Raw genomic sequence first — 15,521 nt, 5'->3', positions numbered from 1 at the left:
GTACGCTTTCTTTTACCTTACTCAGTGTCTAAAATGACAAAAAATAGGTCAAAAGCGACATTTGGAATGAACAAGATAAACATTGCTATTGTGAACTATCCGGGGGCTTCAAAAGCGTCAGTCTATGGTTTGCAGGAGCTGTTTGAGATGGCAAGCCGTGCTTCGATTGAGCTGGATGTTGAATGTCGATTTCATGCAGATATCATTGATTGGAAAGAAGATAGTATTCGAGCTGATGAGTTCACGGTCGTCATACTGCCGCCAAGCGGTGCGGAGCAATATTACCTTTCGCCAAGTGAGGCGTTAACGTCTTGGTTGTTTGAGCAGCACAAAGCAGGTGCGGTGGTTGCATCGGCATGTGCAGGAGCGTTTGTTCTCGCGCAAGCTGATTTGTTGAATAACAAAGCGTGCACTACACACTGGGGCTTGGCAGGGTTATTCCGAGATAGGTTTCCTAAAGTGACGCTTAAGCCTGAATCCATCCTTATCAACGAGGGCAGTGTCATCACAGCTGGTGGCATGATGTCTTGGCTCGATTTGGGGTTGGAGCTGGTATCTCAGCTAAGCACACCTGCAGTGATGCGTTTGTTGGGAAAGATGCTGGTGGTTGATACTGGTGCCAGAGAGCAACGTTTTTATCAGCAATTCACGCCTAATTTTCAACACGGTGATAGTGCCGTTCTTAGTGCTCAGCACTACATGGCCGATCATTTCTCACATGTGATTTCAAACCAAGCTCTATCGGAGATCAGTTGTTTAACTGAGCGCACGCTTCAGAGACGTTTCCAAAAAGCGACAGGTTTGAATTTGAATCAGTATCTACAGCATCTTCGTGTGCAAAAGACGTGTGATTTATTAGAGTCGAGCAACTTAGCTTTTGAAGTCATCGCTTATCAAGTTGGGTATCAAGACGCGAGCGCGTTTCGCAAAGTGTTCATTAAAACCATGGGATTGGCTCCCAAAGCGTTCCGCGCTCGTTTTAGTGCTTAATTATCGACGCACTGATTGTTCAATATGCTGACAAATTGCTTCGGCAAGTTGGTGGCTAGCGATATTACGCGCTACGATTTCAGAGGCGATTTTGCCTGACTGGATGACTTCAAACCAATCCAGCAACATAGATTGGAAACCTTTACTAGTTAGCATTGGCGTCCAATCCTTCAAGCTCAACTTCTGCTCTTGATTGTCTTGCCACAGTTTCCCTTCAACAAACGAGTCAAACTCCATTGCTTTGTTTGAATAGCATGCTTGGACACGCTCTGTGGTGATCCCGAAATGGCGATTCATGGATGCTTGAAGCAGTGTCTCACCATGCTGCCATTGAATATCCAAACGAGCCAGTTGGTCACCATCCATTTGATGAGTAATGTAAGCGTCTTTCAGATCTGCTCTGGCCGTGATGTTCACGCTATCAAGAGGGTGGATAAAATCATCAAAAATGAAGGTTCGGATATCCCCTGGTAATTGATGACGGTTTTTCTCCCAACGCAGTGATTTCAAGCCCGAGAGTTCACCTTTCTGGATGCTCGGCATATGTTGATTGTAGAGCGGAATATGACGGCGATTGAAACCAACATACAGAGGCTGTTTCACGCGCTCAGCAATACCGTAGAGTTTCTCTACTTCAGCAGCGCAGTCCGCTAAAGGCTTGTCGACAAAAGTAGGGATGCCTTGTTCCAAAAAGAACGCGGCAATTTGAGGGTGAACGCTGGTAGCGGCGTGAATCATGACCGCATCTACGCCCATGCCAACCAGTTGCTGATAGTCTTGGCAGGTTTCTGATATTCGATACTGTTGAGCAAGTGCGTTGAGTGCGTTTGCATTACGGGTACAAAATACCAGCTCAACATTTGGAATTTGAGTGATAACAGGAAGGTAAGCTTTTTGAGCAATGTCGCCCAAGCCAATGATGCCAATTTTCATTTGGTTCTTCTTCGTTTGTTAGCGGGCTAAACATTATATACCCAAGTGACCCCAAAATGCGGGACTTAGAATGAGCCACTGATTCAAGTTTGAGGAATACGATGTCGTGGAATAGGGGGCTGTTTCCAAGGTGTTTTTGCGGGACCAAACATATCTAGGTTACTTAGGTGTAGCTGAACCCGCTAAGAATTCTTGGTGTAAAGTGTCACAAAAAAGCCTGACTCATTGAATGGGTCAGGCTTTTACTGTCTTATCTTGAATTAAGAGTTTCGACAGGTTTTAAAAATATCCAATTTACCATCGTACGCATTGGTTTCGATATCCATAATGCCTAACAGCGAGTGGAAGACATTATCGTGTGAGTGCGTTGCGGTTTGCTGCGCTTCTTGTTGCAAGCAATCGCTATTGATGTGTTTGGCTTGCTTAAAGCCTGGAGACATCCAAAGCATCATAGGAACGCGCTTTTGAAAATCAGGTGCCAGTCCATAAGGCATACCGTGCAAGAACAAGCCATTTTCACCCAGAGATTCGCCGTGATCAGAAACATAAATCATGGCTGTGTTGTATTTGTCTTCCAATGTTTTTAACTTTGCAATGGTTTGATCTAATACGAAGTCAGTGTAACGAATAGTGTTGTCATAGGTGTTGACGATTTGTTCAACACTACAGTTTTCGATATCTGCACGAGGGCAATCAGGTTGGAAAAATGCTCTGTCTTTCGGGTAGCGCTGGAAGTATGTTGGTCCGTGACTTCCAATGAGATGCATCGCAATAACTCGGTTACCTTTCATGCTAGATATTTGAGTATCTAAATTGTTTAGTAGCGCCATATCATAGCAAGTGCTTCCATTGCATAACTCGTTTTTCTGGCTTCTATCGACCTCAATTTTAGTGATGTTGTGGGCAACACCTTTGTCACCACCATCATTTTCTTTCCATAGCAAATCGACACCAGCACGTTGCATAATATCCAACGCATTATCTTGGTTATCTGCGCGGCTGCGGTCAAAATCGCTTCGAGTTAACTGAGAGAACATGCAAGGTACAGAAACCGCGGTTGCAGTACCACATGAGGCAACGTCTTTGAATGACACCACATCCAGCTTGCTGGTATATGGGTTAGTTTCGCGCTCATAACCATTCAGTTGATAGTTCTGTGTACGAGCGGTTTCACCAACAACGAAGACGAGTAAAGTTGGTTTCCCGTTTGCTTGTTGTAGAGCCGTTGATGATTGTTTAGCATCCAGTCCAATTTCACGGTAAGGCTCTGGAGTTGTAAGGTATTTTGCTTTTACGTAGCTCGAAATACTGTAAACGTATTGGGTCGGGATAATGACTTTTTTTAAATAGCTATTGTTACGGCCTACTGAAGCATAGTCTTGATAATACAGCCCGGCGATCACTGCGATCACCGCTAAAGATGCTAGCATCGATACGACTTTAGTTAAGACAAAACGAAGCCACTGCCCATTTAGCGGTTGTAGCTTTACTTTGAATACTAAAGCAGCCGGAATCATGCCCATTAGCAAAGTCCAGATGACAGAATATACGCTGAGGTATGAGCTCGCTTCACTGGTGTCTGTCTCGACGATGTTTGTGATCATGTCTGTATCGAACAAAGTACCGTAGTTATAACTCGCATAGCTAACCATGCTAGAAACCACCAACAGTACGATGAAAAACGGTTTACTCAGCCAAGGCCAACTGAATAAATTGAACAAAAAGTTCAACGCGGCGAAGAAGAAAATGGGAATAGTAATGATGAAACCAATTTTTACTTCATCCAAATTCGAGAGGATATGAGAAAGCTCTTTGTAAATGGGGATGTTCACGACAAGAGCAAAGTACAATGCGAGAAATAATGTAAAGGTAACGTAAGAGATACCTTTGTATGGGAATGTAATATTCTTCATAATTTATGGTACTAATCTGGTACTACAGCAAGATCGAAGCCCAAACAAAGAGGGCTAGAAAAAGCGCAACAAAGACTGCTGCAGAGCCAATGTCTTTGGCTCGACCACTAAGTTCATGCCAATCATCGCTGACACGATCGACTACCGCTTCTATGGCGGAGTTTATGAGTTCGACAATCACAACCAGTAAAAGGCTGGATATCATCATAATGCGTTCTAAGTTCGTCACGGGAAGCAAAAGTGTGCAGATAGAAAGTACTAGCGTTAACACGAGTTCTTGTCTGAAAGCGGCTTCGTGAATCCACGCGGCTTTCAATCCTTGAAGTGAGTAACCGGTTGCGTCCACAACTCGGCGTATACCTGTTTTACCTGGTTTCAAATTATTGCCTACTATTGCGTTCAAAAAGAGAGTGAGGGAAAACATCCCTCAGAATAAAAGGCATCAAATTGCAATTTAGAGGATAAATGATTGAGCGTGAAATATTTGTGAAATTCTCGGCTGCAATCCAGAGTTGGCTGCAATTGATGCTTATTTATAAATTAAGACTCTAGGTCGTAAACGGTGTAGCCTTTATTAGCTAGGCATTTACGCAGTACTAGAGATTGGGTTTTTGTTGAGTCGTTTGCTCCGCCCAATGCACCAGCACCAGCACCCACAGCGCCACCGGCTGCAGCTCCGACAACTGCGCCGCCCACTCCGTCTTCAAGTACGCCAGCAACTGCACCAATTAATGCACCTGTTACGGCACCATTTTGAGCTTCCGTCTTTGCAGCTTCGCCTTTGTCTACTTTTTCTGCGTAGCCTTGGCAGTAATTAAAGTCTTGTTCGTATTGAGCTTGATCGACATTGGTCATATCAACAACAGGTTGTTGATTGTATGCACAAGCCACAAGGCTTGATGAAAGGGTGATGAGAAGAAGTGGTCTATACATTTTTACGAACCATTATTACGATGAATTAATGGTTTAAATGTACACTGTTTTATTTTCTGGCTCTGTCTTGTGATTGTATAGAAGTGTCGCCTTCTGTAATGAAGAGTAGCGCTTTATTGATAAATTTATGAGTCTATTTTGGAAAGCAAATGGTAAAGCATGCACCGCCTAGGGGGCTATGAGACACGGAGACTTCCCCTCGCTGTAATTCGATGATCTGTTTTACTATCGCAAGCCCCAGTCCAAAACCACTGGTGTTCTTATTACGTGATTTGTCAGCACTATAAAAAGCATCAAACAGGTGAGGCCAATCTTTCTCTTCGATTCCGCAACCATCGTCATGGATTTGTATACAATGGTGATCTGATGTCTCAATAATATTCAACACGATAAGGCTATTAGCGTAACGCATTGCGTTTCGAAGTAGGTTGTCTAACGCGCGCGATAGAAGTTTTGGGTCAGCTGAGATAACGATGTCTTGGGCTTCGGTATCATCGATTTCAATAGATACGCTTGTATCCCTTTGCCACTTTGGTAACAGTGATTGAATAAAACTGGCGAGCATTACTGACGAAGTTTGAATCTCTGCATTAGGCCTTTCCATCTTTGCGTAGTAGAGGAGCTCTTCGACCATGTCTTCCATGTCATCGATATCTTCAACGATGCTGTTGACGTATTTTTTCTGCTGTTCGTTGAGCGAGGAGTCTGAAAGAAGGTCTGCTTGCCATTGGAGTCGAAAGATTGGCGTTCGGAGTTCGTGCGCAACGGCGTTGGTCAACATTTTGTTGCTTGTAATTAGGCGAGATACTTTCTCTGCCATGTCGTTAAAGCTTTGGTTAAGCGTTCCTACCGACTTCGCGCTGGAAGTATCAGCCCGAGCATTGAAATCTCCTGATGCGAATTCAACGGTGACTTTTTCTAGAGCACGAACACGGCGACTTAAAAACCAAATTAGAAGCACACAATAGAGGGCAAAACCAGCAAGAAAGAACAGCCAGACGATATTATCATCGAAGTTTATTGCTTGAATTATCGGGCTGCTTGGGTTTTCACTGAATTTGAATACAGGGGAGCCGGGTTCAAATCGAAACCACAAGTCTCGCTCATCATCGAACGCGGTATTAACCGATGGATTGTGATCAAACGCTTGCTGAATTTCTTGAGGAAGATGAGTTTTTTCTTCGGCAATCAACAGCATGTGGCTTGATTTAGCAAGTTTCTCCAGTTGCTGTACTGTGTACGCCTCTCCCTTTTCTTGATAGACAGGATAAATAAACTCATGGAAAGCTTGTGCCTGATGCTCTTCTAGCAAGTAATCGTAATCGGTATTGAGTTGATAAACGATGACCTCATAACCCACTAAACTAGCAAAAAATAGAACAATAAGACCAATGAAGCTCTCTAAGTAAATTCGTTTCATTATACGTTCCACGCATCAGGCATGAATAGGTAGCCTTTTCCTCGAACGGTAATGATTTTTTGTGGTGGGGTTGTGCTATCCCCCAATTTTTTGCGCAAAGTTACGATTCGGTTATCGATAGTACGATCGGTACCGTCGTATTCAATGCCACGTAGTGTTTTAGTTAGCCACTCGCGAGAAAGAGTTTGTTCAGGACGGGTTGCGAGTACCCAAAGAAGATCAAATTCACCATCGGTAAGTGCTATTGGCTCTTTGTTAAGAGCACATGCCTTGCGCAAGCGATTCAAACACAAAACACCGACTTCAACACAGATATCGGATTCGATTGCAGAAACTTCTTTGCGGCGCAACAGCATACGAATACGAGCAAGCAATACACGTGGCTTTATTGGTTTGGTAACAAAATCGTCTGCGCCGATCTCCAACGCGGCTACATGGTCAAAGTCATCATCGCTTGCAGTAAGCATCAATATTTTACCTTTGTAGCAATCTCGAACCTGTCGGCAAACACTCAAACCATCTTGTCCTGGAAGCATTAAGTCGAGCAGCACGAGATCTGGCTGGTTCTCGATAATGGCCTCTGGCGCATCTGTACCGTTGTCTATACAGCTTACTTCAAATCCTTGCTGACTAAAGTACTCACTGAGCATGGCTTGTAGTTTTGGGTCATCTTCCACGATGATGAGAGACGGCTTTGAATCTTGTGTGTTCATAGTTGTGATGCTGTAGGTAAGAGTTATTTCTGAAACTTAAACAAATTTGTCAGGGATTTCAATAAACGTAAAGAGTCAGAGGGAATTTATAGACGAGAGTGATTGAATTGAAGGTATGAGATCAAGAGCTATCACTTCTCTAGCTTTACGCTGTTCATCTTACAAATGCTTACATGGCGAGCATGGGGTTGTGGGATAATTTTCTTCACTACTTTGGTGGCTTGCTTGGATTTGTAGAGAGGTAAATTGTGATAAGGAGTAAAGGCTTTACTTTGTTAGAGCTCGTTATTGTCGTTGTGGCATTAGCGCTTGTATCTATTACCGCTGCACCTCGAATTTTAGGCTTCTTTAGTGATGGACGAGCGGTGAAACTAAGAGAGATCGAAGCAGTGATGAAAACTGGCTCGGATATTGTGTTCACCAAGGCGCTGGCCCAAGGCATTGAAAATCAGTGTTATACCTACATCGATGACATTTATACCTGTAACGGATACCCCACTGCACATAGAGACAATATATTGCGAAGCTTTAACATCGATGCTGAGCATGTTTACATTACAAATAAAGGCAGCGATGCGGCGGGTAGGGAAGCATTTATTGGCTTTACTAAAGATAAGGTGTGGTACAAGAAGTGCTATGTTTATTACAAAGATGCGGTCTCGGGCGGTAGCGTGACGATCGACTCATTTACTGAAGAGTGTTGATTTTATAAACAAAAAGCGGCTGTGTGAGCCGCTTTTTGTTTTTCGTCGTCTTAAAATCGCAGGGATTAAGGCTGTTGCTTAGTCGGTGCTAGTGCAATTTCACGGATACAAACGTTTTGTGGTTGTTGGTAAGCAAACACGACTGCACGAGCGATGTCATCAGCAGCAAGAACGCCACCCATGTCTTCTTTCCACGCTCCGTAACCATCTTTGATTTCTTGTGATGTTGTGTGAGAAAGCAGTTCAGTTTCTACCGCGCCCGGTGCAATCGTTGTTACACGAACGTTTGATGCTGCAACTTCTTCACGAACGTTTTCAGAAATAGCGTGAACCGCAAACTTAGTACCACAGTACGCAGCGTGATCTGGGAAAGTTTTCTTACCTGCGATTGAGCTGATGTTAATGATAGTACCGCTGTTGCGAGCCTTCATTGGTGCTAACACAGACTGCATGCCGTTTAGAAGACCAAGTACGTTAACATCAAACATGCGTTTCCATTCAGATGCATCTTGAGTATCGATTTGACCAAGTAGCATCACACCAGCGTTGTTTACTAGAGCATCTGCTGGGCCAAATTGTTCTTCCGCTTTAGCGATTGCTGCTTCAAATGAAGCTTTGTCTGTTACGTCTACTTTTTCACATAGTGTATTCGGCAGGTTTAGCGCTTCCAAACGTTCTACACGGCGAGCAAGAAGAAGCAGTGGGTGGCCTTCATCGCTTAAACGACGTGCGATAGCTTCACCAATACCAGAACTTGCACCTGTGATTACAATCAGTTTTTTCATCTTTTGTTTCCTCAGTATTTTTATTTGAGAGCAGCTTTTGGCTTGAATGCACCTGTCTCGCTGCGATGTGGTTATATTAAGGAAATGCCTTTTGTTGATATATATTGCTTTAGGTAAAACACTGTTGTCATATAGCAACAATAAGTGATAAGTCTAGGAAAATCAGGTAATAAAAAGGCGCACTGAGTGCGCCTTTGTCATTTTTTTGCGTTATTAAGCCGACTGCTCTTGGGTGCAAACAACACTATTGTCGCTACCAAAACCATTTGGCACGTATGCGTCAGCATGTGGGTCGTTTTCCCACTCAGCTTCGTTAAATAGGTAACGGAACTGGATATTTTGTTCCTTCGGCAAGCGCGTTTTAAATTTAAATTGTCCACTTTTCTTTACGAGCTTCATTGGTTCTGGTTGCCAGTTATTAAAATCGCCCGCAATTTGAATCGATTCCCACTGATTCTTGTCTAGCTCGAACGTGACTTCGACTTCGTCTTTTGTTTTAAAGAATCTTTTTTTAAGCATTAATCTTTCCTTGTTTGTACAAAAACTGATCTAACTATTACTCGGGTTTCATAGTGATTTCAAGTTTTATTAGGATTGCAGTCGGTATAGGATGTCGGAATTATCTGGTTTGTGAACTAGTTAGTCAGCTTCACGCTTGTGTGAATAAGTGGATTCTGTATGATGAAGATTCACCATATTTTGAAGAAGTTATATGCTGAGTTTCAATCGCACATTCATCACGACAATGTTCTGTCTATTAGCCATGCTGCTAACGGGCTTAGCATCGGGTGTGCGTGCAGCAACAGCGCCAATAGAAGTGAGCTCAAGCAAAGATAGAACGGCTGAACTTCATCAACAAATGGGCGTTGACAATACGGACTGTATTGAATCACACCACGGTGGTCACTTGATGGAGAAAGGACAGCAGGTGCACACGAGTTGTAGCTCTTCTTGTATCGTCAAAATACCAACTAATCTCTTGCAAGATGATGTCATCTTACTACCGCATAGTCTTGCACTGATCGATAAATCATCCACACCAAAAGCAGTAACCGTGGTTTACAGGCCGTACCGCCCTCCGATTGTTTGAACCTCTTATTTATCAAACCAGCCTTGCTGGGTTTTCTAATTGTTAATTAATGAATACGGCACATTTGTGCCTGAAGGAATCAAACATGAAAAAGCTTTTTGCACTTTGCAGCACTCTATTATTGGTATTCACAGCTCACGCTGCGCAATTTGAAGAAGGTAAACACTACAAAGTTTTGGACGTAGAGAAAGCGACGAAACCAACGGTAACCGAGTTCTTTTCTTTCTATTGCCCGCACTGTTTCAAATTTGAAGCGGTCATCGATAACCTAAAACCATCACTACCAAAAGACGCAAGCTTTGAGAAAGTGCATGTTGCTTTTATGGGAAGCGATATGGCGGTACCAATGGCGAAGTCATACGCGACAATGGTGTCATTAGGCATCGAGAAAACTATGGTGCCAGCAATGTTTGCTCAGATTCACCAAAAGCGTCAAGCGCCTAAGGATGAAGCGGAACTAAAGCAGATCTTTGTTGAGAATGGCGTAGATGGTAAGAAGTTTGATGCGGCATACAACAGCTTTGCCGTGAACTCGATGCAAAAAACATTTGATAAGCAGTTCAAACAAAGCACACTAACAGGTGTCCCTGGTGTGTTAGTGAACAACAAATACATTGTGCTGCCAAATGAAATCCGCAGTTACGATGAGTATAACGATCTAGTAAAGTATTTGTTGACTCTGTAACGAACAAATAAAAAGGCGACCTAAATGGTCGCCTTAATTTTAACGTACAGCACTAGAGCACACAGTTGTTGGCACGCTAGTCATGAAAATTGCGTGGGGATAGAACAAACTCGCAGCTGTTACAACGGCACTGCATGGTTGAGTCACCGTGGTTTTTACCACGTTTGTCAGTACCTTACTCGTTACGCCTACGGTATTTACTGCAGCCTGTTGTGCTTGATAGGAAACACAGCCAGAAGTCATATTAATAAGAGCTGCACCAAATAGAAACTTACGGAAAAACATATTCATTCCCTTTGTGAATGCTTTTGAGTACTTATATGCCCATCCATTCATAATTAAAACAAAGCGGTGTTCAAAACAGCTATCACTTCACGAAATGAACATTGTTTTATATAACGAATTGAATTTTGTGATCTGGCAGGTGGACAGACCAGTTTATGCGATCAAAACCAGCCCGTGCATGAGTACAACACCAGTAGTGAGTTTGCCTCTCATCATTTGGTAGCCTTTCGGCTCTGCCTCTTTTTCTACTCTTCGTATCAATTTTTCTGCATACCACACGGCGATGTAACCAGCGGCCAACAATAAAGTCGCTATGACATAGTGTTTGTTACCTTGCAATAATGCGCCCCACGCGAGCAGTACGAATAAGTTACTCAGCACTAAGGCATTGCGACTTAAACGATGATAGAAATGGTCAATGGCATTTCCCCAGAGCACGCCTGACAGGAAGCTCAAAATCACTGCGCTATAAGCAATAAAAAACTGCTGACCAGATAAGTTGAATAGAGTTCTCTCTGTAGAGATAAGAACTAAGCTAAACAAAAATGGCAGCAGTCCCAAATATCCTAATTGCAGCATTGTAGTACGCGTTGTTGTCATGGCCGCCTTCCTTATAGTTGCTGTTCAATTATATTAGTAAGCGTAGTACTTGTTGGAGAAGTTGAACTTGGGAAGGTGGCAATGACTTTACCTTCTTTGCTGATTAAGAACTTGTAAAAGTTCCATTTGGGAGTAATACCCGCTTGCGCACTTATCTCTGCAAAGACAGGATTTGCGTCCTGGCCAAGCACAGAGCTTCGAGCCATCATTGGGAAGGTGACACCGTAGTCTAAATAGCAAATTTTGGCGGTTTTTTCTTCACTGCCACGATCTTGGCGAAAGTCGTTGCTTGGAAAGCCAACAACAGCAAAGTTCTGATCTTTGTATGTTTGATGTAGTTGTTCCAATTGCTCGAATTGAGGGGTAAAGCCGCACTGACTTGCGGTGTTCACTACCAGCAGAGTTTTACCTTTGAAGGTATCGCACAGCTCTATCTCTTCCGTAGAGTTAAGTAGTCTTTGCTTGCCTTGCAAGATATCAGGACAACTCGATGCAAAAGCGAAAGAGCCAGCGAAGAGCGTAGCGATGAGAAGTGTGCTGCGAGTGATTCCTTTCATAATGTTGATTCCTTTTGTTTTTCCTAAGTATAACTACTAGTTAAGGAATCAAATCGATCAAAAAAGCCGCTGAATTCAGCGGCTTTTACTAGAGTAAGTACGTGTTGATTACGCCAGCTTCAAATCAAACTGATTGCGGTAAGCGACCATATCTTCGATGGTTAGTACCGGCATATTGTGTAGGCGACCAAATGCGACGATCTCTGGTGCTTTTGCCATGGTGCCATCTGGGTTTGTTACCTCACACAGCACGCCAGCAGGCTGCAAACCTGCCATTTGCATCAGATCGATAGTACCTTCCGTGTGACCACGGCGAGTCATTACACCACCTGGACGAGCACGCAGCGGGAATACGTGACCAGGACGAGCCAAGTCGTCTGGTTTTGCATTTGGGTTTGCAGCTGTTTTGATGGTTGTTACGCGATCAGCAGCAGAAACGCCAGTTGTCACACCCTGCTTCGCTTCAATAGAAACCGTGAAAGCGGTTTGGTTTGCACAGTTGTTGTTCACAACCATTGGTGGCAGTTCAAGTTTATCTGCTTGAGCATCGGTTAGGCAAAGACAAACAATGCCGCTACATTCACGGATCATTAGTGCTATTTGTTCGTTAGTTAAGTGCTCAACGGAATAAATAATGTCGCCTTCATTTTCACGATCTTCATCGTCAAGAAGAAGTACGCCGCGACCTTCTTTTAGCGCGATAAGTGCGTTTTCAACGCGAGAAATTGGGTCGCCAAATTCGGCAAGTAGTGATGACTGATTCATGGTTAACTCCTAAATATCACCAGAATCAGGGCGGTATGAGAGATCGCTGCATTTAATTGCACAATGAGTTATCTGCCTGAGAATGGCATAAACTCGCGCAGTAGAAAACGCGATCTAAAAAGAAGCGCATCAGAGTTCATCAACAAAAAAATGTTGAAGACACACGCTGATGTATTCTTATTCTCTTTCATCCGGACTATAACCGTCGGCTCTGGCATCTCACCAGATCTGCTGACCTCGACGAATCGAGCGCTCGCGGGCTCACTCAAAAGAGTATACCGCCGGTGGGGAATTTCGCCCCGCCCTGAGAACATTGAATCCAACCTATATGGTCAGAAGTAAAAAACTCCGACACTCAAATGAGTGGTCGGAGTAGAGATAGTACTGTGAACTATCTAGCTTGAAAAGCAGATTGCAACTACTTGATTGAAAAGTGCACTATCGGTTGAAGCGATCAGTTTTAATAAAGTGATCGATCTGCGCTGGAACATAGGTGTTGTAGATAAGACTTGTATGAGTTTGTTTAGTCTCAATATGGTCTTGCATGCCTTCTAAGCGAGTCTCATCGACGGTAACGGTGCCGTCAGACATGGTGTTGTCTCTGTGCATCAGAATAGGGCGTGCGCCAATTGCCATCGTGCCCGCGATGCTGCCGAGCTTCTGTGGAAAGCTCCAGACATCGTCGTGTTGGTTCAAACCATGGTAGGGTGAATTGCCAAGTATTGCGCCTAAGCCGAGGTCTTGAATACGAGAAACGATGGACGCCCCTTTAAGCGGTGAACCAATCGCTATGACGTGAGAGATAAGGCTAGAAGCTGGTTCTCTACTCGCAAGATAACGCTTAATCATCAAACCACCTAGACTATGACCAACCAGCACATTGGTCGTATTAAGGTTCAGGCCTTTATCTATCGAATCAAACAGTGTTTCTTCGTTAATAGAGACAGTGTTGTAACTCAGTACTTGGGTTTCATAACCCAGCTTTCGCAGTTTTTGGCTAAGAGGCTGCATGACCAGCCCATGCATATAAAGACCATGTAAGATGATGATTTTCATAATACCTCCCAGATTTATGACGTTGATTTCATTCTACTAAACTCTGTACTCAACTACTGTCAGCGAATTAGCAAATCTTGCACTTCTTTTTGTAACAAATGGCGATCCAGTTTCATTGGTTGTAATAACTCACCGATATTGACTTCGATGCGAGACCAAAAACGAGTAGGGCGCTTCGTTAACGCATGTCCGCCTTTATGGCTGAAGAAAGAACCCCATAAGCCTTTTAGTGCCATTGGAATCACGGGTACAGGTGTACGCTTTAAAATCTTCTCAACACCGGGTCTGAACTCGCCTAGTTCGCCATTTGAGGTCAAACGACCTTCAGGGAAGATACAAACTACTTCATCGTTATTAAGCGCCTGCTCAATCTGTTCGAAAGCTTTTTTATAAGTCTCTGCGCATTTGCGTGGAGAGCAGATTGGGATCACGCCCGCATGGCGGAAAACATACTTAAGAACAGGCAGCTCACTAATTGATTTGTCCATAACGAATCGAACAGGGCGGGTTGATGTGCCCATTAAAATCAGAGCGTCTACATAGCTTACATGGTTCGCCACCATCAAAGCAGCGCCTTGCTCCGGGATATGCTGACGACCTGTCACGGAAACTCTGTACAAACAGTGGCTTAGCAAGTAACTAACAAAGCGTTGGGTAAACTCAGGAACTTGGCGGTAAACGTAGATTGCCACCATGAAGTTACCTATCGCTAAAATGGCAAACAGTTCAACAATAGAGAAATCTAAAACACTCAAAACCAGTATGGAAACAGCAGCAGAAGCGACCATAAACAGTGCGTTCATGATGTTGTTGGCTGCAATTGATTGAGCACACTCACCTTCATCTGAGCGTGATTGGATGAAAGCGTAAAGAGGTACAATAAACACACCACCGCTTACGCCAACTAAGAACAAGTCGATCATTACTCGAATATGAGAAGACTGAGCTACAAAGCTTTGTACATCGTAGTAATGAGTAGGGAAAGACTCGATAGCGGGCACTGCCCAGAGTAGGTCGGCACTGAAAATCGTTAAACCCAAGATACCAAATGGAAGAATGCCTAGCTCAACTTGGTTAAATGATAACTTCTCACACAACCATGACCCCGTTGCCACACCAACAGAAAACAGTGCCAACAGCAGAGACACCACAGTGCTGTCTGCGAATAGGTGCTCGCGAGCAAAATTAGGAAACTGAGTTAGGTATGTCGCGCCCATAAACCAGAACCAGCTGATGGCTAAAATTGACATCCAAATACCAAGTTGCTTTTGTGCTAGATTGAGCGTTCTCTTTAAGCCTGAAATTGGTTCGAACTTAACCTTATCGCTTTTCTTACTCGGCAGAGAAGGGATGTTAGCGCTGCTTAAAAAGCCCATAAGAGAAAGTGAAATGACAATGCAAGAGGCGATAATCATGCCGTTTGGAACTGCGAGCAGAAGACCTGCGCTCAATGTTCCAATAAGGATAGAAAGGAATGTGCCCATTTCAACCCAAGCGTTGCCCTTGACTAACTCCTCAGATTTCAGTGCTTGAGGAAGCAATGCATATTTAACCGGGCCAAAGTAAGCCGACTGAGTTCCTGTCATGAACAGTAGAACCAGCATTAGAATGGCGCTTTGTGTCATGATGGCAGTTGCTGCACAGCTCATGATCACTAATTCGATAAGTTTTAAGCGACGGATCAGCTTGGCTTTGTCCATGTTGTCAGCAATCGCACCTGCGTGGGCAGAAAATAGAAAGAAGGGAAGGATAAACAAGCCTGCAGCAAGATTAACAAAAAGGTCGACTGACATCGGCAGTGAGTCAATTTGGCTATATGTCACCATCAGTAAAAGAACGTTTTTATAGATGTTGTCATTCAGTGCGCCTAAACACTGAGTAACGAAATAGGGGAAGAATCGTTTAGTGAGAAACATGCTGGCTCCATAAGTGCAAAATCGCGTTGAGATGAGAGCACTTTAAAGGTTGAGTCAAAGGAAGCCAGCGTGGCGGTAAGAGTTACGTTATGAGAAACCAAAAGTAACACTTGATGCTACTTTTAGTTTCACAAAATGGTGAAGCTGCACGGTCTGGTGCTTTTATATGTTACGCA

At 43.7% G+C, this 15,521-nt stretch carries 18 protein-coding genes and 1 riboswitch; of the genes, 4 read left to right on the top strand and 14 right to left on the bottom strand.

The window, feature by feature from the left end; genetic code table 11:
* Positions 1-66: 66 nt before the first annotated feature.
* Positions 67-990 carry a GlxA family transcriptional regulator gene (locus tag J4N37_RS18510; RefSeq protein ID WP_252043061.1) on the top strand — a complete coding sequence of 308 codons (924 nt, stop codon included), beginning with the start codon at positions 67-69 and terminating at the stop codon, positions 988-990.
* Here J4N37_RS18510 and J4N37_RS18505 read toward each other — a convergent pair whose 3' ends face one another.
* The 6 genes from J4N37_RS18505 to J4N37_RS18480 all read right to left on the bottom strand — a co-directional run bounded on the left by J4N37_RS18505 (position 991) and on the right by J4N37_RS18480 (position 6,902).
* Positions 991-1,923, bottom strand: coding sequence for a Gfo/Idh/MocA family protein (locus J4N37_RS18505; RefSeq protein ID WP_071234223.1), 933 nt, complete (start codon positions 1,921-1,923; stop codon positions 991-993). It abuts the gene before it with no gap.
* 260 nt (positions 1,924-2,183) lie between these two features.
* Positions 2,184-3,836 (bottom strand): phosphoethanolamine transferase, encoded by a 1,653-nt coding sequence (locus J4N37_RS18500; RefSeq protein ID WP_252043059.1) that lies wholly within the window; start codon positions 3,834-3,836, stop codon positions 2,184-2,186.
* 22 nt (positions 3,837-3,858) lie between these two features.
* Positions 3,859-4,215, bottom strand: coding sequence for a diacylglycerol kinase (locus tag J4N37_RS18495; RefSeq protein WP_010451187.1), 357 nt, complete (start codon positions 4,213-4,215; stop codon positions 3,859-3,861).
* Positions 4,216-4,376: 161 nt separating this feature from the next.
* Positions 4,377-4,769, bottom strand: a complete 393-nt coding sequence (locus J4N37_RS18490) for a glycine zipper family protein (protein ID WP_045391219.1) — start codon at positions 4,767-4,769, stop codon at positions 4,377-4,379.
* Between the two features lie 133 nt (positions 4,770-4,902).
* Positions 4,903-6,189 carry an ATP-binding protein gene (locus tag J4N37_RS18485; RefSeq protein WP_010451191.1) on the bottom strand — a complete coding sequence of 429 codons (1,287 nt, stop codon included), beginning with the start codon at positions 6,187-6,189 and terminating at the stop codon, positions 4,903-4,905.
* Entirely contained in the window at positions 6,189-6,902 is a 714-nt protein-coding gene (locus tag J4N37_RS18480; protein ID WP_071234228.1) for a response regulator, read from the bottom strand. Before J4N37_RS18480 ends, J4N37_RS18485 begins: the two co-directional genes overlap by 1 nt.
* Positions 6,903-7,150: 248 nt before the next feature.
* On the opposite strand from J4N37_RS18480, the gene J4N37_RS18475 reads away from it, so the two are divergent.
* Positions 7,151-7,606 (top strand): prepilin-type N-terminal cleavage/methylation domain-containing protein, encoded by a 456-nt coding sequence (locus J4N37_RS18475; RefSeq protein WP_252043058.1) that lies wholly within the window; start codon positions 7,151-7,153, stop codon positions 7,604-7,606.
* 65 nt (positions 7,607-7,671) lie between these two features.
* Here the strand turns inward: J4N37_RS18475 and J4N37_RS18470 are convergent, their stop codons facing one another.
* Positions 7,672-8,391 carry an SDR family oxidoreductase gene (locus tag J4N37_RS18470; protein ID WP_045391231.1) on the bottom strand — a complete coding sequence of 240 codons (720 nt, stop codon included), beginning with the start codon at positions 8,389-8,391 and terminating at the stop codon, positions 7,672-7,674.
* A 213-nt stretch (positions 8,392-8,604) separates the two neighbouring features.
* On the bottom strand, positions 8,605-8,910 hold the full coding sequence (locus tag J4N37_RS18465; RefSeq protein WP_010451201.1) for an isoamylase early set domain-containing protein: 306 nt from the start codon (positions 8,908-8,910) through the stop codon (positions 8,605-8,607).
* Positions 8,911-9,103: 193 nt separating this feature from the next.
* On the opposite strand from J4N37_RS18465, the gene J4N37_RS18460 reads away from it, so the two are divergent.
* Together J4N37_RS18460 and J4N37_RS18455 are read left to right on the top strand one after the other, a co-directional pair.
* Complete coding sequence (locus tag J4N37_RS18460) at positions 9,104-9,481, top strand: hypothetical protein (protein ID WP_010451202.1); 378 nt, start codon at positions 9,104-9,106, stop codon at positions 9,479-9,481.
* A gap of 85 nt (positions 9,482-9,566) precedes the next feature.
* On the top strand, positions 9,567-10,166 hold the full coding sequence (locus tag J4N37_RS18455) for a thiol:disulfide interchange protein DsbA/DsbL (protein WP_252043057.1): 600 nt from the start codon (positions 9,567-9,569) through the stop codon (positions 10,164-10,166).
* Between the two features lie 39 nt (positions 10,167-10,205).
* On the opposite strand, the gene J4N37_RS18450 is transcribed toward J4N37_RS18455, so the two are convergent.
* From J4N37_RS18450 to J4N37_RS18425, 6 genes are all read right to left on the bottom strand, one after another.
* Positions 10,206-10,451, bottom strand: a complete 246-nt coding sequence (locus J4N37_RS18450; protein ID WP_010451208.1) for a hypothetical protein — start codon at positions 10,449-10,451, stop codon at positions 10,206-10,208.
* A 153-nt stretch (positions 10,452-10,604) separates the two neighbouring features.
* Entirely contained in the window at positions 10,605-11,051 is a 447-nt protein-coding gene (locus J4N37_RS18445; RefSeq protein WP_010451210.1) for a DUF3429 domain-containing protein, read from the bottom strand.
* An 11-nt stretch (positions 11,052-11,062) separates the two neighbouring features.
* Positions 11,063-11,608 carry a glutathione peroxidase gene (locus J4N37_RS18440; protein WP_182025537.1) on the bottom strand — a complete coding sequence of 182 codons (546 nt, stop codon included), beginning with the start codon at positions 11,606-11,608 and terminating at the stop codon, positions 11,063-11,065.
* Between the two features lie 108 nt (positions 11,609-11,716).
* On the bottom strand, positions 11,717-12,373 hold the full coding sequence (gene ribB / locus J4N37_RS18435; RefSeq protein ID WP_252043056.1) for a 3,4-dihydroxy-2-butanone-4-phosphate synthase: 657 nt from the start codon (positions 12,371-12,373) through the stop codon (positions 11,717-11,719).
* A 175-nt stretch (positions 12,374-12,548) separates the two neighbouring features.
* Positions 12,549-12,689: riboswitch (FMN riboswitch) on the bottom strand.
* A 122-nt stretch (positions 12,690-12,811) separates the two neighbouring features.
* Complete coding sequence (locus J4N37_RS18430; protein WP_038884629.1) at positions 12,812-13,429, bottom strand: esterase/lipase family protein; 618 nt, start codon at positions 13,427-13,429, stop codon at positions 12,812-12,814.
* Between the two features lie 59 nt (positions 13,430-13,488).
* Positions 13,489-15,345, bottom strand: a complete 1,857-nt coding sequence (locus tag J4N37_RS18425; RefSeq protein ID WP_252043055.1) for an MFS transporter — start codon at positions 15,343-15,345, stop codon at positions 13,489-13,491.
* Positions 15,346-15,521: the final 176 nt, after the last annotated feature.

The sequence above is a fragment of the Vibrio sp. SCSIO 43153 genome (genome assembly GCF_023716625.1).
GTDB classification, from domain to species: Bacteria; Pseudomonadota; Gammaproteobacteria; order Enterobacterales; family Vibrionaceae; genus Vibrio; species Vibrio rotiferianus.
Note: the sequence above shows the minus strand (reverse complement) of the source record. Positions and strands in the feature narration are given on the sequence as shown.

Excerpts from the sequence above, each read along its gene's own strand:
- J4N37_RS18510 (WP_252043061.1), top strand. The coding sequence starts at position 67 with ATGAACAAGATAAACATTGCTATTGTGAACTATCCGGGGGCTTCAAAA.
- J4N37_RS18505 (WP_071234223.1), bottom strand. The coding sequence starts at position 1,923 with ATGAAAATTGGCATCATTGGCTTGGGCGACATTGCTCAAAAAGCTTAC.
- J4N37_RS18500 (WP_252043059.1), bottom strand. The coding sequence starts at position 3,836 with ATGAAGAATATTACATTCCCATACAAAGGTATCTCTTACGTTACCTTT.
- J4N37_RS18490 (WP_045391219.1), bottom strand. The coding sequence starts at position 4,769 with ATGTATAGACCACTTCTTCTCATCACCCTTTCATCAAGCCTTGTGGCT.
- J4N37_RS18485 (WP_010451191.1), bottom strand. The coding sequence starts at position 6,189 with ATGAAACGAATTTACTTAGAGAGCTTCATTGGTCTTATTGTTCTATTT.
- J4N37_RS18480 (WP_071234228.1), bottom strand. The coding sequence starts at position 6,902 with ATGAACACACAAGATTCAAAGCCGTCTCTCATCATCGTGGAAGATGAC.
- J4N37_RS18470 (WP_045391231.1), bottom strand. The coding sequence starts at position 8,391 with ATGAAAAAACTGATTGTAATCACAGGTGCAAGTTCTGGTATTGGTGAA.
- J4N37_RS18465 (WP_010451201.1), bottom strand. The coding sequence starts at position 8,910 with ATGCTTAAAAAAAGATTCTTTAAAACAAAAGACGAAGTCGAAGTCACG.
- J4N37_RS18460 (WP_010451202.1), top strand. The coding sequence starts at position 9,104 with ATGCTGAGTTTCAATCGCACATTCATCACGACAATGTTCTGTCTATTA.
- J4N37_RS18455 (WP_252043057.1), top strand. The coding sequence starts at position 9,567 with ATGAAAAAGCTTTTTGCACTTTGCAGCACTCTATTATTGGTATTCACA.
- J4N37_RS18450 (WP_010451208.1), bottom strand. The coding sequence starts at position 10,451 with ATGTTTTTCCGTAAGTTTCTATTTGGTGCAGCTCTTATTAATATGACT.
- J4N37_RS18445 (WP_010451210.1), bottom strand. The coding sequence starts at position 11,051 with ATGACAACAACGCGTACTACAATGCTGCAATTAGGATATTTGGGACTG.
- J4N37_RS18440 (WP_182025537.1), bottom strand. The coding sequence starts at position 11,608 with ATGAAAGGAATCACTCGCAGCACACTTCTCATCGCTACGCTCTTCGCT.
- ribB (WP_252043056.1), bottom strand. The coding sequence starts at position 12,373 with ATGAATCAGTCATCACTACTTGCCGAATTTGGCGACCCAATTTCTCGC.
- J4N37_RS18430 (WP_038884629.1), bottom strand. The coding sequence starts at position 13,429 with ATGAAAATCATCATCTTACATGGTCTTTATATGCATGGGCTGGTCATG.
- J4N37_RS18425 (WP_252043055.1), bottom strand. The coding sequence starts at position 15,345 with ATGTTTCTCACTAAACGATTCTTCCCCTATTTCGTTACTCAGTGTTTA.